This window comes from Pseudomonas asiatica (genome assembly GCF_009932335.1).
In the GTDB taxonomy this organism is placed as follows: Bacteria; Pseudomonadota; Gammaproteobacteria; order Pseudomonadales; family Pseudomonadaceae; genus Aquipseudomonas; species Aquipseudomonas asiatica.
In genome coordinates, this window is the sequence record NZ_BLJF01000001.1 from 1,197,452 (window position 1) to 1,218,136 (window position 20,685).

General features: G+C 62.8%; 24 protein-coding genes. 8 read left to right on the plus strand and 16 right to left on the minus strand.

Going from position 1 to position 20,685, the window contains the following annotated elements:
• Positions 1-30: 30 nt before the first annotated feature.
• From GYA95_RS05535 to rloA, 3 genes are read right to left on the minus strand one after another with little or no spacing between them, the layout of a single operon-like run.
• Positions 31-1,011 carry an alpha-L-glutamate ligase-like protein gene (locus GYA95_RS05535; protein ID WP_013971907.1) on the minus strand — a complete coding sequence of 327 codons (981 nt, stop codon included), beginning with the start codon at positions 1,009-1,011 and terminating at the stop codon, positions 31-33.
• Positions 1,011-2,546 (minus strand): osmotic stress tolerance membrane protein RloB, encoded by a 1,536-nt coding sequence (rloB, locus tag GYA95_RS05540; protein ID WP_013971908.1) that lies wholly within the window; start codon positions 2,544-2,546, stop codon positions 1,011-1,013. Before rloB ends, GYA95_RS05535 begins: the two co-directional genes overlap by 1 nt.
• A gap of 5 nt (positions 2,547-2,551) precedes the next feature.
• Positions 2,552-3,088 carry a retropepsin-like aspartic peptidase RloA gene (gene rloA, locus GYA95_RS05545; protein ID WP_023662146.1) on the minus strand — a complete coding sequence of 179 codons (537 nt, stop codon included), beginning with the start codon at positions 3,086-3,088 and terminating at the stop codon, positions 2,552-2,554.
• A 329-nt stretch (positions 3,089-3,417) separates the two neighbouring features.
• Here rloA and GYA95_RS05550 point away from each other — a divergent pair, with 329 nt between their 5' ends.
• From GYA95_RS05550 to prpD, 6 genes are all read left to right on the plus strand, one after another.
• The gene (locus GYA95_RS05550; RefSeq protein ID WP_013971909.1) at positions 3,418-4,134 is read left to right on the plus strand and encodes a GntR family transcriptional regulator; all 717 of its coding nucleotides are present in this window, start codon (positions 3,418-3,420) and stop codon (positions 4,132-4,134) included.
• Positions 4,131-5,021, plus strand: coding sequence for a methylisocitrate lyase (gene prpB / locus GYA95_RS05555; protein WP_003259689.1), 891 nt, complete (start codon positions 4,131-4,133; stop codon positions 5,019-5,021). Before GYA95_RS05550 ends, prpB begins: the two co-directional genes overlap by 4 nt.
• Positions 5,022-5,188: 167 nt before the next feature.
• Positions 5,189-6,316 (plus strand): bifunctional 2-methylcitrate synthase/citrate synthase, encoded by a 1,128-nt coding sequence (gene prpC, locus GYA95_RS05560; protein WP_015269714.1) that lies wholly within the window; start codon positions 5,189-5,191, stop codon positions 6,314-6,316.
• Between the two features lie 191 nt (positions 6,317-6,507).
• Entirely contained in the window at positions 6,508-9,096 is a 2,589-nt protein-coding gene (gene acnD, locus GYA95_RS05565) for a Fe/S-dependent 2-methylisocitrate dehydratase AcnD (RefSeq protein WP_015269715.1), read from the plus strand.
• Between the two features lie 157 nt (positions 9,097-9,253).
• Positions 9,254-10,444, plus strand: coding sequence for a 2-methylaconitate cis-trans isomerase PrpF (gene prpF / locus GYA95_RS05570; RefSeq protein WP_015269716.1), 1,191 nt, complete (start codon positions 9,254-9,256; stop codon positions 10,442-10,444).
• Positions 10,445-10,598: 154 nt separating this feature from the next.
• Complete coding sequence (gene prpD, locus GYA95_RS05575; protein ID WP_015269717.1) at positions 10,599-12,083, plus strand: 2-methylcitrate dehydratase; 1,485 nt, start codon at positions 10,599-10,601, stop codon at positions 12,081-12,083.
• Positions 12,084-12,291: 208 nt separating this feature from the next.
• On the opposite strand, the gene acnB is transcribed toward prpD, so the two are convergent.
• Positions 12,292-14,901, minus strand: coding sequence for a bifunctional aconitate hydratase 2/2-methylisocitrate dehydratase (acnB, locus tag GYA95_RS05580; protein ID WP_015269718.1), 2,610 nt, complete (start codon positions 14,899-14,901; stop codon positions 12,292-12,294).
• A 406-nt stretch (positions 14,902-15,307) separates the two neighbouring features.
• Between acnB and GYA95_RS05585 the strand changes: the two genes are divergently transcribed.
• Positions 15,308-15,787: a DUF1289 domain-containing protein gene (locus GYA95_RS05585; protein WP_015269719.1), complete on the plus strand. Its 480-nt coding sequence runs from the start codon at positions 15,308-15,310 to the stop codon at positions 15,785-15,787.
• Between the two features lie 69 nt (positions 15,788-15,856).
• Here GYA95_RS05585 and queD read toward each other — a convergent pair whose 3' ends face one another.
• From queD to GYA95_RS05625, 10 genes are all read right to left on the minus strand, one after another.
• Positions 15,857-16,213, minus strand: a complete 357-nt coding sequence (queD, locus tag GYA95_RS05590; protein WP_015269720.1) for a 6-carboxytetrahydropterin synthase QueD — start codon at positions 16,211-16,213, stop codon at positions 15,857-15,859.
• Positions 16,214-16,276: 63 nt separating this feature from the next.
• Complete coding sequence (locus tag GYA95_RS05595; protein WP_054572450.1) at positions 16,277-16,489, minus strand: helix-turn-helix transcriptional regulator; 213 nt, start codon at positions 16,487-16,489, stop codon at positions 16,277-16,279.
• Positions 16,490-16,558: 69 nt separating this feature from the next.
• A complete protein-coding gene (locus GYA95_RS28130; RefSeq protein ID WP_275101026.1) occupies positions 16,559-16,690 on the minus strand; it encodes a hypothetical protein in 132 nt (43 codons plus the stop codon).
• Between the two features lie 38 nt (positions 16,691-16,728).
• A complete protein-coding gene (locus GYA95_RS05600) occupies positions 16,729-17,043 on the minus strand; it encodes a hypothetical protein (protein ID WP_161551287.1) in 315 nt (104 codons plus the stop codon).
• Positions 17,044-17,103: 60 nt separating this feature from the next.
• Complete coding sequence (locus GYA95_RS05605; protein WP_161551288.1) at positions 17,104-17,718, minus strand: hypothetical protein; 615 nt, start codon at positions 17,716-17,718, stop codon at positions 17,104-17,106.
• A 43-nt stretch (positions 17,719-17,761) separates the two neighbouring features.
• The gene (locus GYA95_RS27570; RefSeq protein ID WP_170303991.1) at positions 17,762-18,064 is read right to left on the minus strand and encodes a hypothetical protein; all 303 of its coding nucleotides are present in this window, start codon (positions 18,062-18,064) and stop codon (positions 17,762-17,764) included.
• On the minus strand, positions 18,061-18,438 hold the full coding sequence (locus tag GYA95_RS05610) for a phage protein NinX family protein (RefSeq protein ID WP_161551289.1): 378 nt from the start codon (positions 18,436-18,438) through the stop codon (positions 18,061-18,063). Before GYA95_RS05610 ends, GYA95_RS27570 begins: the two co-directional genes overlap by 4 nt.
• Positions 18,435-18,770: a hypothetical protein gene (locus GYA95_RS05615; RefSeq protein ID WP_161551290.1), complete on the minus strand. Its 336-nt coding sequence runs from the start codon at positions 18,768-18,770 to the stop codon at positions 18,435-18,437. Before GYA95_RS05615 ends, GYA95_RS05610 begins: the two co-directional genes overlap by 4 nt.
• Entirely contained in the window at positions 18,767-19,036 is a 270-nt protein-coding gene (locus GYA95_RS05620) for a hypothetical protein (RefSeq protein ID WP_161551291.1), read from the minus strand. Before GYA95_RS05620 ends, GYA95_RS05615 begins: the two co-directional genes overlap by 4 nt.
• Positions 19,033-19,221, minus strand: a complete 189-nt coding sequence (locus GYA95_RS05625; protein ID WP_161551292.1) for a hypothetical protein — start codon at positions 19,219-19,221, stop codon at positions 19,033-19,035. The genes GYA95_RS05620 and GYA95_RS05625 overlap by 4 nt, the downstream gene beginning before the upstream one ends.
• A gap of 181 nt (positions 19,222-19,402) precedes the next feature.
• Here GYA95_RS05625 and GYA95_RS27835 point away from each other — a divergent pair, with 181 nt between their 5' ends.
• Positions 19,403-19,702, plus strand: coding sequence for a hypothetical protein (locus GYA95_RS27835; RefSeq protein WP_054883278.1), 300 nt, complete (start codon positions 19,403-19,405; stop codon positions 19,700-19,702).
• Between the two features lie 48 nt (positions 19,703-19,750).
• On the opposite strand, the gene GYA95_RS05630 is transcribed toward GYA95_RS27835, so the two are convergent.
• Both GYA95_RS05630 and GYA95_RS27575 read right to left on the minus strand, forming a co-directional pair.
• Positions 19,751-19,975, minus strand: a complete 225-nt coding sequence (locus GYA95_RS05630; RefSeq protein ID WP_161551293.1) for a hypothetical protein — start codon at positions 19,973-19,975, stop codon at positions 19,751-19,753.
• Positions 19,972-20,676 (minus strand): hypothetical protein, encoded by a 705-nt coding sequence (locus GYA95_RS27575; RefSeq protein WP_170303992.1) that lies wholly within the window; start codon positions 20,674-20,676, stop codon positions 19,972-19,974. Before GYA95_RS27575 ends, GYA95_RS05630 begins: the two co-directional genes overlap by 4 nt.
• Positions 20,677-20,685 lie beyond the last annotated feature (9 nt).

Genomic DNA, 20,685 nt, shown 5'->3' on the forward strand with positions numbered 1-20,685 from the left:
GAATGGGCCGCAAAGCGGCCCCCCGGGTTGCTAGCGCGGATGCACGTGCCCGAACAAACCTTGCGATACTCGCACGCGCTGTTCGGCATCTTCGCTGATGCCATCCTTGGCCAGCGCTTCCAGGTGCGCCTCGATGGCGTGGGTGCGCTGGGTCAGGCCGCAGTCGTTGGCGATCTGGATGTTCAGGCCCGGGCGGGCGTTGAGTTCGAGGATCAGCGGCCCCTTGTCCTGGTCCAGCACCATGTCGACACCGATGTAGCCCAGGCCGCACAGCTCGTAGCAGCCGGCCGCCAGCTTCATGAAACCGTCCCAGTTCGGCAACTGCACGCCATCCACCGCATTGGTGGTGTCCGGGTGCTTGCTGATGATGTTGTTCAGCCAGGTGCCGCGCAGGGTAACGCCGGTGGCCAGGTCGACACCCACGCCGATGGCGCCCTGGTGCAGGTTGGCCTTGCCGCCGGACTGGCGGGTCGGAAGGCGCAGCATGGCCATCACCGGGTAGCCCATCAGCACGATGATGCGGATGTCCGGCACGCCTTCGTAGCTGATGCTCTTGAAGATCTGGTCGGGGGTGACCCGGTACTCGATCAGTGCGCGGTCGCGGTGGCCGCCCAAGGAGTACAGGCCGGTGAGGATGCTCGAGATCTGGTGTTCGATCTCCTCGTGGCTGATGATCTTGCCCGATACCGTGCGGTAACGGTCCTCGAAGCGGTCGGCGATCACCAGGATGCCGTCACCGCCAGCGCCCTGCGCCGGCTTGATGACGAAATCGTTGCGCCCGCCGATGATCTGGTCGAGCTTCTCGATCTCTTTCTCGGTCTCGATGATGCCGTACATTTCCGGCACATGGATGCCGGCCGCCAGGGCGCGCTCCTTGGTGATGATCTTGTCGTCGACGATCGGGTACAGGTGGCGCTTGTTGTACTTCAGCACGTAGTCCGCGTTGCGCCGGTTGATACCCATGATGCCCCGGGCCTCCAGGGCTTTCCACGTCTTGATCAGGCCAAACATCAGGCGTCAGCCTTCTTCAGGAATGCCTTGAAGCGCACGAGCTCGGTCAGGCGGTAGCCGCGGTAGCGACCCATTGCCAGCATGAAGCCCACCAGGATCAGCAGCACGGCCGGGAAGGTGAACACGAAGTACACCAGCTCCGGCACCATCATCAACAGGTGCGCTAGGGAAGCGGCGAACAGGGTGCCGATGGCCACTTTCATGGCATGGCCGCCGCCACGCTCTTCCCAGGTGATGGACAGGCGCTCGATGGTCATGGTCAGGATCACCATCGGGAACAGCGCTACCGACAACCCGCGCTCCAGGCCCAGCTTGTGGCTGAACAGGCTGATGGCGGCAATCAGCACCACGACGAAGGTCAGTACCACAGACAGGCGTGGCAGCATCTGCAGCTTCAGGTGTTCCAGGTACGAGCGCAGCGACAGGCCCAGGGCGGTGATTACCGTGAACAGCACGATACCGAAGCCCAGCTGGGTCTCGCGGAAGGCCAGGGCGATCAGTACCGGGGTGAAGGTACCCAGTGTCTGCAGGCCGACCAGGTTGCGCAGCACCAGGATCACCAGCACACCGATCGGGATCATCACCATGATCATGAAGGTTTGCTGGGTCTGCAGCGGCAGGCCGTACAGCGAATATTCTAGGAAGTCGGCGTCGGTATTCTCGTCGGTCAGCTTGGCCAGACGGATGGCGTTCATCTCGCTGTTGTTCATGCTGAAGGTAACGTTGGCCTTCTTGCCGCCATCGACGGTGATCAGGTTGTCGTCACCGGTCCACCACAGCAGGCGATCGCTGGGCAGGCCCTGCTCGCCGGTGTCCGGGTTGAAGTACAGCCAGTCGGTACCGTTGAAGCTGCGCAGCCACAGTTCCGGGGTTTGCGGGGTGTCGGCCACCAGGCGGATGGTGTGCACCTTCTCCATCGGTACGTGGGCGATCGACAGCAGCAGGTCGATGACCTGGGCCTTCTTCATGGCCGAGGTGTCGCCGGCCAGCAGAAGCTTGACGTTGTCGTCGTTGAGGTTGTTGACCCGCTTGATGGTCTCGCTGACGAAGGTCTCGACGTCGGCCGAATGCTGGCGGATCGGCGCCATCAGGGCCTCGGCGGCGATCTTTTCGGGGCCTTCCACTGCCAGGCTGTCACGGAAGGTCGGGCCTTTGACCGTGGTCTTCTCGTTGCTGTAGCGCTTGGTCAGCACCAGGCGGTAGTAGAGGGTCTGGTTGCCGCTGGCGCGGCGGGCCGACCAGGTAACCTTGCGGTTGCCGTCGGCACGGTTGACGCTCACCCCGTAGTTGTTGGAGATGAAGCTCTCGTTGAGGCTGACGTAGTCGCGGTTCAGCGGTGGCACGAACATCTGCACCTTGACCGGGTCCTTGGTGCTGGCCACGAACTCGACCTTGGCGTCGATGTTCCACAGGTCGTCGGTTTCATCCTCGGTTACCGGGATGCCGAGTACGAAGATCTGATAAGCCGTGACCGCCACGCCCAACAGCACCAGCACGGTGATCAGGACTTTCAGATGGAGGGTAAGAGAGCGCATCGGGATTACTCTGCTTTGGGAGCGTCGGTGGCACAGGCAGGTTTGCCGGCCGCGTATTTAAGGCTTGGGTCGACCAGCGCGTCGAAGTGCTTGAGCGCCTCGGAGCCGATCAGCAGCGGGAACTGGAAGGCGCTGCGGTCGGTGAGGTTGACTTCGATGGTGCGCATGGCCTGGCCCATGCAGATTTCAAGTTCGATGACCGGGCGCGCGGTGTAGGCCTTGCCCGATTCAGCATCATAGTCGCCGGCCCGGCGCTTGATCTTGCTTACGCGTGCCAGCGGGCGTTCGATAGGGTGCGAATGGGCGGCGTCGATGGCCAGGTAGAAGCGCACCCAGCTTTCGCCGTTGCGCTTGAAACGCTTGATGTCGCGGGCGCTGAGCGACGCGGTCTTGGCGCCGGTGTCGAGCTTGGCGGCCACTTCCAGGTCCAGGTCGCCCAGGCGTGCATATTCGTTGAGACCGTACACGGTCTTGCCTGCGGCCTGGCCAAGGGCCGGCAGCAGGGTGAGGCAGAGCAGCAATGATGCGGGTGTAAGTCTCATATTCCTGGCGCGGTGCAGTGCAAGGTTCGGGGCTGTTTTCAAAGCCATGTTCAGAGCCGTGTTCAGGGCAAGGCGACTGGCAGCGACTGCGCAAGCTTCCTCGTTCATCTGTCAACAGCATGAATGGATGACAGACAGGCTATCCATACTCCATCGGAGGCGCGGCATTCTATCACGCCGGCGCCTTGACGCCAGCGGTGCGCGATCTGACAGCACCGGGCTGGCATTAGTTCGTTCTTAGACGATTGTCGACAATATTGATTTTGTCTTTGACTGCTTCGGTCTAATTCGCTAATTTCTGGCAAAGAGATTTTCAAGGTGTCGACAATATGCAGGACCTATCCACCCCCAGCCCGGTGCTGACAGACGAAACGGAAACCTTGTCCGAAAACGTCTTCCGGCGCATCCAGGCGGCCATCGTCAAGGGCGATATCGCCCCCGGCAGCAAGATTTCCGAGCCGGAGCTGGCGCGTACCTATGGCATCAGCCGCGGGCCGCTGCGCGAGGCCATCCACCGCCTCGAAGGCCAGCGCCTGCTGGTGCGCGTGCCGCATGTGGGGGCGCGGGTGGTGTCGCTCAATCATGCCGAACTGATCGAGCTGTACGAAATTCGCGAATCGCTGGAAGGCATGGCTTGCCGCCTGGCCGCCGAACGCATGAGCCAGGCCGACATCGACGAACTGCGCCGGGTGCTCGACACCCACGAGCGCGATGCCGCGTTCCAGGCCGGCCTGGGCTATTACCAGCAGGAAGGCGACTACGACTTTCATTACCGGATCATCCAGGGCAGCGGTAACCAGACCCTGGTCAAGATGCTCTGCGGCGAGCTGTACCAGCTGGTGCGCATGTACCGCATCCAGTTTTCCGCCACGCCCAACCGGCCGCGCCAGGCCTTTGCCGAACACCACCGCATTCTCGATGCCATCGCCGACCGTGACGGCGAGCTGGCCGAACTTCTGATGCGCCGCCACATCGGCGCGTCCAAGCGCAATATCGAGCGTCACTATCTGGACGCCCACAACAACAGCCCACGAGGTGAGAAATGACTGTGAAGAGCACCCCCGGTCAGCGTTTCCGCGACGCCGTTGCCGCTGAACATCCGCTGCAGGTGGTTGGCGCCATCAATGCCAATCATGCCCTGCTGGCCAAGCGCGCCGGCTTCAAGGCCATCTACCTGTCCGGTGGCGGCGTCGCCGCCGGTTCGCTGGGCCTGCCGGACCTGGGCATCAGCGGCCTGGACGATGTACTCACCGATGTGCGCCGCATCACCGACGTGTGCGACCTGCCGCTGCTGGTGGATGTCGACACCGGTTTTGGTGCCTCTGCCTTCAACGTCGCCCGTACCGTGCGCTCGATGAGCAAGTTCGGCGCTGCCGCCATCCATATCGAGGACCAGGTTGGCGCCAAGCGCTGCGGCCACCGCCCGAACAAGGAAATCGTCAGCCAGCAGGAAATGGTCGACCGCATCAAGGCCGCAGTCGATGCCCGTACCGATGACAGCTTCGTGATCATGGCGCGTACCGACGCCCTGGCCGTGGAGGGCCTGAACGCCGCCCTGGACCGCGCCGCCGCCTGCGTCGAGGCCGGTGCCGACATGATCTTCCCTGAAGCCATCACCGAGCTGCAGATGTACAAGACCTTCGCCGACCGGGTGAAGGCACCGATCCTGGCCAACATCACCGAGTTCGGCGCCACGCCGCTGTACACCACCGAGGAGCTGGCCTCGGTCGACGTGTCGCTGGTGCTGTACCCGCTGTCGGCGTTCCGCGCCATGAACAAGGCAGCCGAGAACGTGTACACCGCGCTGCGCCGCGACGGCACGCAGAAGAACGTGATCGACACCATGCAGACCCGCATGGAGCTCTACGATGCCATTGGTTACCACGCCTTCGAGCAGAGCCTCGATGCGCTGTTTGCCCAGAAAAAAGGTTGAGCCTGTGAGGGCCTCATCGCCGGCAAGCCGGCTCCCACAGGTACCGCACAAGGTTCGAGCCCTGTGCAGGACATTGTGGGAGCTGGCTTGCCGGCGATAGGGCCGATACAGCCACCCCCGAATTAGCCAGAAAGAATCCATAACAAGTTCAAGAAAGGAGAAACACCATGGCCGAAGCAAAAGTACTCAGTGGCGCAGGCCTGCGCGGCCAGGTGGCCGGCCAGACCGCGCTGTCGACCGTGGGCCAGGCCGGTGCCGGGCTGACCTACCGCGGTTACGATGTGCGTGACCTGGCAGCCGGTGCCGAATTCGAGGAAGTCGCCTACCTGTTGCTGTACGGCGAGCTGCCGAACAAAGCCGAACTGGCCGACTACAAGCGCAAGCTCAAGGGCCTGCGCGACCTGCCGCAAGCCCTGAAGGAAGTGCTCGAGCGCATCCCGCGTGACGCCCACCCGATGGACGTGATGCGCACAGGTTGCTCGGTGCTGGGTACCCTGGAGCCCGAACTGACCTTCGAGGCCCAGCGCGACAAGACCGACCGCCTGCTGGCGCTGTTCCCGGCGGTGATGTGCTACTGGTATCGCTTCACCCACGATGGCGTGCGTATCGACTGCACCAGCGACGAAGACACCCTCGGTGGCCACTTCCTGCACCTGCTGCACGGCAAGAAGCCGAGCGAGCTGCACGTCAAGGTCATGAACGTGTCGCTGATCCTCTACGCCGAGCACGAGTTCAACGCCTCGACCTTCACCGCTCGCGTCTGTGCCTCGACCCTGTCCGACCTGTACTCCTGCGTCACCGCTGCCATCGGCTCCCTGCGCGGCCCGCTGCACGGCGGTGCCAACGAGGCGGCGATGGAATTGATCGAACGCTTCCAGAGCCCGCAGGAAGCCACTGCCGAGCTGCTGCGCATGCTCGAGCGCAAGGACAAGATCATGGGCTTTGGCCATGCCATCTACAAAGAGTCCGACCCGCGCAACGAGGTGATCAAGGGCTGGTCGAAACAGCTCGCCGACGAAGTCGGTGACAAGGTGCTGTACCCGGTCTCCGAAGCCATCGACAAGACCATGTGGGAGCAGAAGCGCCTGTTCCCCAACGCCGACTTCTACCACGCCTCGGCGTACCACTTCATGGGCATCCCGACCAAGCTGTTCACCCCGATCTTCGTCTGCTCGCGCCTGACCGGCTGGGCGGCGCACGTCTTCGAACAGCGCGCCAACAACCGCATCATCCGCCCGAGCGCCGAGTATGTCGGCGTCGAGCAGCGCCAGTTCGTGCCGATCGAACAGCGCTGACAGGCCGTACCTGTGGGGGTCTGTTCCGGCCTCATCGCCGGCAAGCCGGCTCCCACAGGGACTGCACCAGCCTCAGGAGCAGTGCAATACCTGTGGGAGCCGGCTTGCCGGCGATGAGGCCGGAACAGCTGACACAGGGCTGCAACTAGAAAGCTATCCACGACCGTACCGTGACCGAGCCTGATAACGATATGAACACTGCATTCCGCAAGCACCTGCCAGGCACCGACCTGGACTACTTCGATGCCCGCGCGGCGGTCGAGGCCATCAAGCCCGGCGCCTACGATGGCCTGCCTTACACCTCTCGCGTACTCGCCGAGAACCTGGTGCGCCGCTGCGACCCGGCTACCCTCGACGCCTCGCTGGGCCAGCTGATCGAGCGCAAGCGCGACCTCGACTTCCCGTGGTTCCCGGCCCGCGTGGTGTGCCACGACATTCTCGGCCAGACTGCACTGGTCGACCTCGCCGGCCTGCGTGACGCCATTGCCGACAAAGGCGGCGACCCGGCCCAGGTCAACCCTGTGGTGCCGGTGCAGCTGATCGTCGACCACTCGCTGGCCGTCGAGTGCGGTGGTTTCGACCCGCAGGCCTTCGAAAAGAACCGCGCCATCGAAGACCGCCGCAACGAAGACCGCTTCCATTTCATCAACTGGACCAAGAAGGCGTTCAAGAACGTCGACGTGATCCAGCCGGGCAACGGCATCATGCACCAGATCAACCTGGAGAAGATGTCGCCGGTGATCCACAACGACCGTGGCGTGGCCTACCCGGATACCTGCGTCGGCACCGACAGCCACACCCCGCATGTCGACGCCCTGGGCGTGATTGCCATCGGCGTGGGTGGCCTGGAGGCCGAGAACGTGATGCTCGGCCGTGCCTCGTGGATGCGCCTGCCGGAAATCGTCGGCGTCGAGCTGACCGGCAAGCTGGCGCCGAACATCACCGCCACCGACCTGGTGCTGGCCCTGACCGAATTCCTGCGCAAGCAGAAAGTCGTCGGCGCCTACCTGGAGTTCCACGGCGAGGGTGCACGTGCCCTGACCCTGGGCGACCGCGCCACCATTTCCAACATGGCCCCGGAATATGGCGCCACTGCGGCGATGTTCGCCATCGACCAGCAGACCATCGACTACCTGCGCCTGACCGGTCGCGAAGAGCAACAGGTCAAGCTGGTGGAAACCTATGCCAAGGCCACCGGCCTGTGGGCCGACAGCCTGGGCGGTGCAGTCTACGAGCGCACGCTGAGCTTCGACCTGTCGAGCGTGGTGCGCAACATGGCCGGCCCGTCCAACCCGCATGCCCGCGTCGCCACCAGCGACCTGGCGGCCAAAGGCATCGCTGGCAGCTGGGAAGAAGTGCCAGGGCAGATGCCAGATGGCGCGGTGATCATTGCTGCCATCACCAGCTGCACCAACACCAGCAACCCGCGCAACGTGATTGCCGCAGGCCTGCTGGCGCGCAATGCCAACAAACTGGGGCTGGCCCGCAAGCCGTGGGTCAAGTCGTCGCTGGCGCCTGGTTCCAAGGCCGTGCAGCTGTACCTGGAAGAAGCCGGGCTGGAGAAGGAGCTTGAGCAGCTCGGCTTTGGCATCGTCGCCTTCGCCTGTACCACCTGCAACGGCATGTCCGGTGCCCTGGACCCGGTGATCCAGCAAGAGATCATCGACCGTGACCTGTACGCCACTGCCGTGCTGTCGGGCAACCGCAACTTCGACGGGCGCATCCACCCGTATGCCAAGCAGGCCTTCCTCGCTTCGCCGCCACTGGTAGTGGCCTACGCCATCGCCGGTACCATTCGCTTCGACATCGAGAAGGATGTACTGGGCGTGGTCGATGGCAAGGAAATCCGCCTCAAGGATATCTGGCCCAGCGACGAAGAAATCGACGCCGTGGTACGTGCTGCGGTCAAGCCGGAGCAGTTCCGCAAGGTGTACATCCCGATGTTCGCCATCGAGGAAGACCGTGGGCCGAAGGTGGCGCCGTTGTATGACTGGCGCCCGATGAGCACCTACATCCGCCGCCCACCGTACTGGGAGGGTGCCTTGGCCGGTGAACGGACCCTGCGCGGCATGCGCCCGCTGGCAGTGCTGCCGGACAACATCACCACCGACCACCTGTCGCCGTCCAACGCCATCATGCTCGACAGCGCTGCCGGCGAGTACCTGGCGAAGATGGGCCTGCCGGAGGAGGACTTCAACTCTTACGCTACCCACCGTGGCGACCACCTGACCGCCCAGCGCGCCACCTTTGCCAACCCCAAGCTGTTCAACGAAATGGTGCGCAAGGAAGACGGCAGCGTGAAGCAGGGCTCGCTGGCGCGTATCGAGCCGGAAGGCAAGGTCACCCGCATGTGGGAGGCGATCGAGACCTACATGGAGCGCAAGCAGCCGCTGATCATCGTCGCCGGTGCCGACTACGGCCAGGGTTCGTCCCGTGACTGGGCGGCTAAGGGTGTGCGCCTGGCCGGTGTCGAGGCGATCGTCGCTGAAGGCTTCGAGCGTATTCACCGTACCAACCTGGTGGGCATGGGCGTACTGCCGCTGGAGTTCAAGCCGGGCACCGACCGCAAGACCCTCGGGTTGGACGGCAGCGAGACCTATGACGTGCTGGGCGCGCGCACGCCGCGGGCGACGCTGACCCTGGTGGTTACCCGCGCCAACGGCGAGCGTCTGGAGGTACCGGTGACCTGCCGCCTGGACACCGCCGAGGAAGTGTCGATCTACGAGGCTGGCGGGGTGCTGCAACGCTTCGCCCAGGACTTCCTCGAAGCGACCGCCTAATTGCAGGGGGCCGCTTTGCGGCCCATCGCCGGCAAGCCAGCTCCCACAGGGATTGCACATCCTGCAGCCAGCTGGGTTCCTGTGGGAGCTGGCTTGCCGGCGATGGGCTGCATGGCAGCCCCGGGTTTTTATGCCTATCAGACAGGACAGCACATCCATGGCTCATGTACCGCAAGTAAAAATCCCCGCCACCTACATCCGTGGCGGCACCAGCAAAGGCGTGTTCTTCCGCCTGCAAGACCTGCCCGAGCAGGCGCAGATCCCCGGCCCGGCCCGCGACGCACTGCTGCTGCGGGTGATCGGCAGCCCCGACCCTTACGGCAAGCAGATCGACGGCATGGGCGGTGCCACTTCGAGCACCAGCAAGACCGTGATCCTGTCGCAGAGCATCAAGCCTGAGCACGACGTCGACTATCTGTTCGGCCAGGTCAGCATCGACAAGGCCTTCGTCGACTGGAGCGGTAACTGCGGCAACCTCTCCGCCGCGGTCGGTTCGTTCGCCATCAGCAGCGGCCTGGTCGACCCGGCGCGCATTCCGCGCAATGGCATCGCCACCGTGCGCATCTGGCAGGCCAACATCGGCAAGACCATCATCGCCCATGTGCCGATCACCGAAGGTGAAGTGCAGGAAACCGGCGACTTCGAGCTGGACGGGGTGACCTTCCCGGCCGCCGAGGTGCAGCTGGAATTCTTAGATCCGGCGGCCGATGAAGATGGCGACGGCGGGGCGATGTTCCCCACCGGCAACCTGGTCGATGACCTCGAGGTGCCGTGTGTCGGTACGTTCAAGGCGACCCTGATCAATGCCGGCATCCCGACCATCTTCGTCAATGCGGCGGATATCGGCTACACCGGCACCGAACTGCAGGACGCCATCAACGGTGACTCGCAGGCGCTGCTGCGCTTCGAGACGATTCGCGCCCATGGCGCCGTGCGCATGGGCCTGATCGACAACGTCGACCAGGCTGCCGGGCGTCAGCACACGCCGAAAGTGGCTTTCGTCGCGCCGCCGAGCACCTACACTGCGTCCAGTGGCAAAGCGGTGCAGGCAGGTGATATCGACCTGCTGGTACGGGCCTTGTCGATGGGCAAGCTGCACCATGCAATGATGGGGACGGCCGCGGTGGCCATCGGTACCGCGGCGGCCATTCCGGGCACGCTGGTCAACCTCGCCGCAGGCGGGGGCGAGCGCAGCGCCGTGCGTTTCGGCCACCCCTCGGGCACCCTGCGGGTGGGGGCCGAGGCGCGCCAGGTGAATGGTGAATGGACAGTGACCAAGGCAATCATGAGCCGCAGTGCTCGCGTGCTGATGGAGGGCTGGGTTCGCGTGCCTGGCGATAGCTTCTAACGCACCACTGGCGCTCGGCTTTAGTTCGTTGGGGCCGCTTTGCGCCCCTTCGCGGGCAAGCCCGCTCCTACACGGTGTGCGCGGTACCTGTAGGAGCGGCCTTGTGTCGCGAAGGGCTGCAAAGCAGCCCCGGCAATTCTGAAGGGAGCTGGATATGAGCGCCAACGTAGACCTCAACGCCCGCCCAGACTATGACCGGGTGCTGCAAACCCTCGCCGATTACGCCCTCACGTACCGGGTCGAATCCGCCGAAGCCCTGGATACCGCGCGCAACTGCCTGATGGATACCCTCGGCTGCGGCCTGCTGGCCCTGCGCTTCCCCGAATGCACCAAGTTGTTAGGCCCCCAGGTGGAAGGCACCGTGGTGCCCAACGGCGCCCGCGTGCCCGGCACCGCCTACCGCCTCGACCCGGTCAAGGCTGCCTGGGACATCGGCTGCACGGTGCGCTGGCTGGACTACAACGATACCTGGCTGGCCGCCGAATGGGCCCACCCCTCGGATAACCTTGGCGGCATCCTGGCCGTTGCCGATCACCTGTCGCAGAAGCACGTGGCCGCAGGTGAGGCACCGCTGCTGATGCGTGATGTGCTCGAAGCCATGGTCATGGCTCACGAGATTCAGGGCGTGATGGCGCTGGAAAACGCCTTCAACCGCGTTGGCCTCGACCACGTGATACTGGTCAAGGTGGCCTCAACCGCGGTGTGTGCGAGGCTGATGGGGGCCAACCGTGAGCAGATGCTGAGCGCTCTTTCCCATGCCTTCGTCGACGGCCAGGCGCTGCGTACCTACCGCCATGCACCCAACGCTGGCTCGCGCAAATCGTGGGCCGCTGGTGACGCTTCCAGCCGTGGCGTGCGCCTGGCCGATATCGCCCTGCGTGGCGAGATGGGCGTGCCTGGCGTGCTCACCGCGCCGCAGTGGGGCTTCTACGATGTGCTGTTCAGCCACACCAACAAGGACCTGGCGCTCAAGCCGTCCGAGCAGCAAGAGCTGCGCCTGCCGCAAGCCCTGGGTAGCTACGTGATGGAAAACGTGCTGTTCAAGGTCAGTTTCCCCGCCGAGTTCCACGCTCAGACTGCCTGCGAGGCGGCGGTAGCCCTCCACCCACTGGTGCGTAACCGCCTGCACGAAATCGACCGTATCGTCATCACCACCCAGGAGTCGGCGATCCGCATCATTTCCAAGAGCGGTCCGCTGGCCAATGCCGCTGACCGCGACCACTGCCTGCAGTACATGGTGGCAGTGCCGCTGATTTTCGGTCATCTGGTGGCCGAGCATTATGAAGATGCCTTCCATGCCAATCACCCAAGCATCGACCGCCTGCGCGAGAAGATGGAGGTGGTTGAAGACCCGCGCTTCAGCCGTGAGTACCTGGAGGCGGACAAGCGCTCGATCGCCAACGCACTGCAAGTGTTCTTCAAGGATGGCAGCAGTACCGAGCAGGTGGTGGTGGAATACCCGATCGGGCATCGCCGGCGGCGAGGGGAGGGCATACCGTTGCTGGAGGCCAAGTTCAGGGAAAACCTGGCGACGCGCTTTGCGCGGCAGCGGTGTGGGGAGATCGTGGATGTGTGCAAGGACCAGCAGAAGCTGGAGCAGATGGCGGTGCACAGGTTTGTCGACCTGTTCGTGATCTGAGTCGGCCTGCACAGCGCTCAAGGCCTGTGCAACCCCTGTAGGAGCAGCCTTGCGGTGCGAAGAGGCCATTAAAGCTCAGGAGAGTCTGTCGCCTTGCTGGCCTCTTCGCAGCGCAAGGCTGCTCCTACAGGGATCTCGGCTGGTGCGGGCAAAACAAGAAAGCCCCGACATTTCTGCCGGGGCTTTCTTTTACATCTTACAACTCAGCTTACGCCTGAACCACCGGGATCTTGGCGTTGGCTGCCGCTTCGCGGAACTCGGCGATCTGGTCGAAGCTCAGGTAGCGGTAAACGTCGGCAGCCATGCTGTCGATGTCCTTCGCGTACTGCATGTACTCTTCAACGGTCGGCAGCTTGCCGATGATCGAAGCGACAGCGGCCAGCTCGGCCGATGCCAGGTACACGTTGGTGGCGTCGCCCAGACGGTTCGGGAAGTTACGGGTCGAGGTGGAGACCACGGTCGAACCGGTCTGCACACGTGCCTGGTTACCCATGCACAGCGAGCAGCCTGGCATTTCCATGCGTGCGCCGGCCTTGCCGTAGATGCCGTAGTAGCCTTCTTCGGTCAGCTGGTGAGCGTCCATCTTGGTTGGCGGAGCCAGCCACAGACGGGTCGGGATACCGCCCTTGACCTTGTCCAGCAGCTTGCCGGCAGCGCGGAAGTGGCCGATGTTGGTCATGCACGAGCCGATGAACACTTCGTCGATCTTCTCGCCCTGTACCGAAGACAGCAGGCGGGCATCGTCCGGGTCGTTCGGTGCACAGAGCACAGGCTCTTTCACTTCGGCCAGGTCGATTTCGATGATCTCGGCGTATTCGGCATCGGCGTCGGCCGACAGCAGCTCAGGCTTGGCCAGCCAGGCTTCCATGGCCTGGGCGCGGCGCTCCAGGGTGCGGGCATCGCCGTAGCCTTCGCCGATCATCCAGCGCAGCAGGGTGATGTTGGACTGCAGGTACTCGGCGATGGCCTTCTCTGGCAGCTTGATGGTGCAACCGGCAGCGGAACGCTCGGCAGAGGCGTCGGACAGCTCGAAGGCTTGCTCGACGGTCAGCTCGTTCAGGCCTTCGATCTCGAGGATGCGGCCGGAGAAGATGTTCTTCTTGCCCTTCTTCTCGACGGTCAGCAGGCCCTTCTGGATGGCGTAGTAAGGGATGGCGTGGACCAGGTCACGCAGGGTGATGCCTGGCTGCAGTTTGCCCTTGAAACGCACCAGCACGGATTCTGGCATGTCCAGCGGCATGACGCCGGTGGCGGCGGCGAAGGCCACCAGGCCGGAACCGGCCGGGAACGAGATGCCGATCGGGAAGCGGGTGTGCGAGTCGCCACCGGTACCCACGGTGTCAGGCATCAGCATGCGGTTCAGCCAGCTGTGGATGATGCCGTCGCCCGGGCGCAGCGACACGCCGCCACGGGTGCGGATGAAGTCTGGCAGGGTGTGGTGGGTGGTGACGTCGATCGGCTTCGGATAGGCCGCGGTGTGGCAGAACGACTGCATCACCAGGTCAGCGGAGAAGCCCAGGCACGCCAGGTCTTTCAGCTCGTCGCGGGTCATCGGGCCAGTGGTGTCCTGGGAACCGACGGTGGTCATCTTCGGCTCGCAGTAGGCACCTGGGCGCACGCCCTGGCCTTCTGGCAGGCCGCAGGCACGGCCGACCATTTTCTGTGCCAGGGTGAAGCCCTTGCCCGAATCGGCAGGCTGCTCCGGCTTCTTGAACAGGTCGGAGGCGCCCAGGCCCAGTTCGGCACGGGCCTTCTCGGTCAGGCCACGGCCGACGATCAGCGGGATACGGCCGCCAGCGCGGACTTCATCCAGCAGCACTTCGGTTTTCAGCTCGAAGGTGGTGACCAGTTCGTCGCTGCCGTTACGGCGCACTTCGCCCTTGAACGGGTAAACGTCGATGACGTCGCCCATGGCCAGGTTGGTGCAGTCGAATTCGATCGGCAGGGCGCCGGCGTCTTCCATAGTGTTGTAGAAGATCGGGGCGATCTTGGTACCGAAGCAGAAACCACCGGCGCGCTTGTTCGGTACGTACGGGATGTCGTCGCCGAAGAACCACAGCACCGAGTTGGTGGCGGATTTGCGCGAAGAGCCAGTACCGACCACGTCACCGACGTAGGCAACCGGGTAACCCTTGGCCTTGACCGCTTCGATCTGGGCCAGCGGGCCGACCGAACCAGGCTGCTGCGGCTCGATGCCGTCGCGGGCCATCTTCAGCATGGCCAGTGCGTGCAGCGGGATGTCAGGGCGCGACCAGGCGTCCGGGGCAGGGGACAGGTCGTCGGTGTTGGTTTCGCCAGGCACCTTGAACACGGTCAGGGTGTACTTGTCGGCGATGGCCGGACGCGAGGTGAACCACTCGCCGGCAGCCCAGGATTGCAGCACGGCCTTGGCGTGAACGTTGCCGGCCTTGGCTTTTTCGGCCACGTCATGGAAGGCATCGAACATCAGCAGGGTGTGCTTGAGCTGTTCGGCCGCGACGGCGCCCAGTTCGGCGTCATCCAGCAGTGCGACCAGCGTTTCGATGTTGTAGCCGCCCTGCATGGTGCCCAGCAGTTCGGTGGCGTGCTTGCGGTCGATCAGAGGCGACTTGGCTTCGCCTTTGGCGACGGCGGAGAGGAAAGCGGCCTTGACATAGGCAGCTTCGTCGACCCCTGGCGGTACGCGGTGGGTGATCAGGTCTACGAGGAAGGCTTCTTCGCCGGCCGGCGGGTTTTTCAGCAGCTCGACCAGGCCTGCAGTTTGTTCGGCGTTCAGCGGCTGGGGCACGATACCCAGGGCGGCACGCTCTTCGATGTGTTTGCGGTAGGCTTCAAGCACAGTTATTTCCCTCATCAGTGGTCCCTAAAGGGGGTCCGGGACGCTCATCCAGCATTCAATGCACCCATGCGCTGCCACGGCTTTGTGGGCCGCCCAGCCAGAGTCGCAAAGAATCCTTACAGAAGCTGCTTTCAAAGTTTTACGCCTGCAGAACGGGGAGCTGATGAGGGCTGGCACGGGCATGCGAGGGATGCATGGCCCGGGCCAACGCCGTTCTACCGGATGAACTGTGCTCGTGACGCTTTGAAAACAGCTTCCAACGGACATTGTTGCCTTTGAAAAGGCGGGATGATTCTACGGCAAAAAAAGCCCGAAGGTAAGGCGGCGAAGATGACTTTAACGAGTGACCCTGGTTAGACAAAGGGCTAACATGGGTTCGTGTTCCATCGCCAAGCTGTTGTTTTTCATGTCCAACAAGTCCATCAAGACCCCTTGTGTCGGCCTGTGCTCCACGGTTTACGGAGACACGGTTTGCCGTGGCTGCAAGCGGTTTCACCACGAAGTGATCAGCTGGAACGGCTACGACGATGCGCAGAAGCGCGCCGTGTGGCTGCGCCTGGAGCAGCTGCTGGTGCAGGTGATGATGGCCAAGCTGGAGGTGTTCGACAAAGGTTTGCTGCGCCAGCAACTGGAGCAGCGTTCCATCCGCTTTGTCGAGCAGCAGTCGGAATATTGCTGGGCGTACCAGCTGATTGCCCGCGGGGCGCGGATGATCCGTGACCTGGAAGCCTATGGCATGGTGCTGTTGCCGGAGTTTCGCGACTGGGAACTGCCGCAGTTGCGCGACGCCATCGACCGCGAGTTCTTCCTGCTGTCCGAGGCGCATTACCAGCGCTACATCGCCCCCGGTTTCCTGCGCGATGCCTTGGAGGCGGGGCAGGGCTGAAGCTTTGTTGGGGAAGCTGCCGGCCTCTTCGCGGGCATTGCCCGCGAATGGGCTGGTGCGTTTACCAAATCAGTCGCCGGTATATTCGCAACCGCTGGTGCAGGTTTCGTGGATGCGCACCTTCGACAGTTCCGGCAGCAGCGGCTTGACCTGGTCCCAGATCCACTTGGCGATCACTTCGCTGGTAGGGTTTTCCAGGCCCGGGATGTCGTTCAGGTAGTTGTGGTCCAGTTGCTCGTAGATCGGCTTGAAGACCGCCTTGATCTCGGCGAAGTCGCGGATCCAGCCGGTGTGCGGGTCGAGCGGGCCGGTCAGGTGCAGGCCGACCTTGAACGAGTGGCCGTGCAGGCGACCGCATTTGTGCCCGGCAGGGACGTGCGGCAGGCGGTGGGCCGATTCGAATGTGAATTCCTTGAAGATTTCCACTGGTGGACCTGTATAGCTGGTGGGATAAGGGCTTGAGCGGAAATTGGCGTTTCAATGTACTGCTCAATGTACTGATTGGTCGTCGCTGGGGTCGAAAGAGGTCATCCACTGGGTGATGTCCGACTGGCGCCAGGCAACCGAATTGGGGCCTATCTTAACCTGTTTTGGGAAGGTGCCTTCACGGATTCTGCGATAGACGGTGTTACGGCCAATGCCGGTCACGTGCAGCACCTCGTCGAGGCGCAGGAAGCGGTCGATGTTTTCTGCGGGTCGCATGGGTGTCTCCTTTATATAGAAGGGTCAGGCCAAGAAGTGGTGCCCGACCTTCGCCGCCTTGGCGGCTTCCTAGGTGCGGAACATGAGCTTGGTCTTGCTGGTGCTGCCCCAGCTGTTGTATTCGACGTCGACCCACCAGGCGCCGAACTTGCGGTACGGCTCGCCGAGGATCTTCGTGACGTAGCAGTCGATCAGGTTCATGGATGGTCTCCACGCCGCCGGTTGCGGCAGGTTGGTGGTCAGTCGCAGCTGCTCGAGCTGGAGCCGCTATCGCTGGAACTGCTGCTATCGCTCGACAAGTAACTGCTGCCGCTGTCGTAGCTGCTGTAGTCGCGGCTCGAACACGGACTGCTTGAACGCGACGGCTCATAGCTGTCGACCTGGTAGGTGGGATGTAGCGGGCTGACTGGGCTCAACGGGTTGAGCGGATCAAGCATCGGATCTTGCCGACCGGCTGCCGGGCTATGGCCGCGCGCGAAACCGGTCGAGCCGAAGACCGGGCGCTTCTCCGGCGTCTTCTTACGCTTGAACAAGCGGGTCAGGAAATTGAGCATGAGTCTCTCCATGCCCGCGCATGTCGGCGGGCTTGAGTAGTTGATATTTGTGAGTGGTGATCAGGCTGCGAGACGGGCCTGGAACTGCTTCAGCTTGCGGTGCATGCCTTCGACCACTCTCGGCTCCAGGCTGAAGCGGCTGATCAGGATGGTCATGGCTTTTTCCTTAGCGGCAACCCAGGCTCGATGGGCTTCAAGTTCTGTGTTGAAGTATCCGAGCGCGACGTTTTGGTCGTCGATCTTGCACTGAGCCCTAAATCTCCCAGAGGCATTGTGGAAGCTCGCGCCCACCAGGCCGCAACCACGCTCGCCAGTCTTGTTCCAGAACATGTTCACGCTCCTAGGAACAAAGCAGCACGTATCCGGTGAGTACAGCGTGCCGTCGCCGAGGATGTCCTTGTCGAGCTCGTTTCCATACCAAGACTGGCGCTCCATCCAAGACCTGAAGCTCATGAAGTATTTCCAGTCCTCGCACACAGATGTGCCACGGTAGGAAGGGTGATATAGGTGATAGGTTTCGGTGTGACACCTCTCCAGCATCCTGAGCCAGGTCCTGTAATACGGACAGTTGAACGTCGACTTGTATTTCTTCTTGCCATCCGCCCAGTACGGCTTGCGCACTTGTATCTGATAGTCGGCGTCATTTACTCCCCAGCCGCAGACCAGGCCCTTCATCGCGGGCCTCGGTAGATCAGGTAGGCCATGTAGGCGAGGGCGATCATGGCTGCACCTCCTTGCGTGCTGCGATCACGGCGTCGGTGCGCCGATCCAGGTCGTGACCGTTAATTACGATGTTGTCGGGCGTCAGGCCGGCGAATAGGCCGCCGTTATGGATTGTGTCGACGTCTGCTTGGCGGAGGACGCGGTACCGCTCGGCGTCCTTGCGCAGCGCCTCGTTCTCGGCCTTGAGCTTGTCGTAGGCTTCAGCCATCACGACATAAGGGCCGTGAGGTTCGTAGCTGATGAGGTTTCCGGCCTCGGAAAGCATCTTGACGGCTTTGTAACGGTGAACTTCGGTCATTGCATCAGCTCCTTCGGCACCTGGACGGTATCGCCGATCTTCGTGGCGACGATGGCGCGGCATACCGCGATGGTTGAGCTTGGGTGGTCTCCGCTTCCGGTCATACCAATCAGAGCCTCATACTCTTCGAAGGCGTAGATCAGGCTGATACGGTGCTTATCCAAAAGCAGGCCAGCCAGCGCCCAGTCCTCCCACGGGTTGTAGCGCTTGGTGTGCTCGATCGCCTGGCCCTGGTACCGCGCGAACACGCGCCACGGCACGCCGTTATAGCTGGGCGGGGCCAGCTGCAGGTCCAGGCCTTCAGCCTTGCCGACTGCCCATCCCAAGGCCTCGCCGGTCAGGTCGGCCGTCTTCACTTCGATCAGGTCGGTCATGGCATTTTTTCCCCGCGCTGGGCGGCAACGCTGACAATGGCCGTGCGCGCAGCCTTCCGGCGATCACCCTGGGCGTACTCGCTGTTCACCCAGATCATGGTGTCGTCAGCCCAGACGGCCTCATCCTCGCCAGAGCCTTCGACGTTGACTTGCATTCCTAGGTCAATGGCCAGCTTGAAAGCGTCGCCATCGTTGATGTTAGGGTTCCAATGCGCCCGGGTGCCCGACTGCCCCTTGATGCGCAGCGGCCATTTCGGGTCTCTGCAGGTGCACGGCTCAACTTCAAGCCCGGCGGCCTTGGCGGCCAGCAGCAATTCTTCGAGTTCCGTCACAGCTGATACCTCTCATCAATCCAGCGCCCAGGCGCCAGAGCGGGTGTAGGTTCGGGTTGGGTTTCGTGCGGGGAGAGCTGGCGCTCGTTTCCGGCCACTTGCGGTAGCCAGACCTTCACGCAGCTGATTGCGTCATTGCCAAGCGACCTCATGACGTAGCAGACGACGCCTCGCGGCTTGTCTTCGAAGGTCGAAACGCCAGCCGGCAGTTCGGTTGCGCTGGCGCCGGTGGCCAGCAACAGGAGGCAGAGGGCGAGGCGGGTCATTCCTTCACCTCAATCGTCACATCGTCATGAATCCACTCGATGTCGAGCAGGTCGTCTTCGGTGATCTGGTCCTCCCTGGTGTCGGCCATGCTTACCAGGTCCTGGACCTCATCATCAGGCACGTCCTCCATAACCTTGCGGAAGTTCACGACGGCTTTTCCGGTCAGGATGATTGTTTTGCCCACGGCAGATCCTTGGCCGCCATATCGCGGCAGTGAGTTGTACAAGTGGTTGTGTTCGGTACAAGAAAATCGGCCGGTGGTCCGATTCAGTTCTCAAGCTGCGATACCGAGATTGCGTCTCGCCTCGCTTTGGCTATGGTGAGAGTTCACCCGTGGCATACAACTAAAATCGTAGGAGGCCGACATGAGGATTCGCGGTGAAGTTTTCTGGGAGTGGGCTGATCCAACGCTTCACCACCGAACTCATGACGAAGAACTCGAGGATGGAACGGTCATTGATGTTCAGGTGCGCCTGTCGCGAACGGGTAACACGCAGATGTTCATTGGGGTATATGCCGCGAGTGGCATGGCCCTTCACGAAGAGGCTTTCGATTCCCGTCCCGGTGAATCCATGACCAGGGCTTTAGCCTGGGGCGTCGGACGGGCCCGCCGCATTGCCACAGACACTCTCCCAAAATTCGACCAGGTCGCCTGCTCGGGATAGGGCGGATTGGTTACACCGGGGTGGAGTACAGATGTGCTTCGTAGCGGTTTAGCCTTGAGCGCGCATGAAGGCCGCCATGTCGCCCATCTGCTCGACGATGAAGCGCTCTTCATCAGCTGCGGCCGCGATTATCCTTTCTCGGCGTTTCTTGCAGAGTCGGCAATCGACCATGGCCCAGTCGGCTGACAGCTCGGAGGATTCCCCTAGCCAGGTGCCGCAGGGCGCTTGCTCGAGGCCTTCCAGGTCGGTGAATGGTGCGAAGTGCGTCTTCACGACTTCACCTGCGGCTCTGCGCTGGCGGATAGGGCCGCTTTCACCTTCTGCTGCAACCTAAACTCCATAGCGGCTGGCGGCGCGTCCGCCAGTTCGCGCAGCAGCGCATCCCGCTCGGCCAGCTTTTCCCCGACCTCATGCAGATCGTTGTGCAACTGGGTGAATGCGGCTTCGACCTTGCTGGACACCGGGCCGGTGCCGGCGTGTTCCGCCCATTCGCGCTCGGCAATCATCGCGGCCATGGCTTCGCACTCCGCCAGCTGGGCGCGCAGGGCGTCGCGCTCTTGCTCGACGCTGGCGCATAGGCTAGCAACCTCATGCAGTCTTGCTTCGCACCGCTCAACCTCGCCAGGATCGGCGTTGGTGTACGCCCGCTCAATCCTGGCAAAGCTGGCCGGGTTTCCGGACAAGTCCACCATGCTCGATGGCGGCGCCCCGTCAATCCACTCGGTGACGACTTCGCCCAGCTCGTTGAACCCTCGCCACGCCACCGGCTCGCCCTGGTGCTGCTCGGTGTGCTGCTGGGGCTCTGGATGCGTTTCGCGGTAGCCCGCCAGGAACAGCAGGTAGTCGCTGTGGGTGCGCTGGTCTTCGAAGCCGGAGCTGTCCTTGCGCAGCTCTTCCTCGCCCAGGCCGAGCGGGTTGAGCCTGATGAACACATCGCGTGGGTCGGTGTTGCTGGATCGGTTTTCTGTGGGCATGGGTAACTC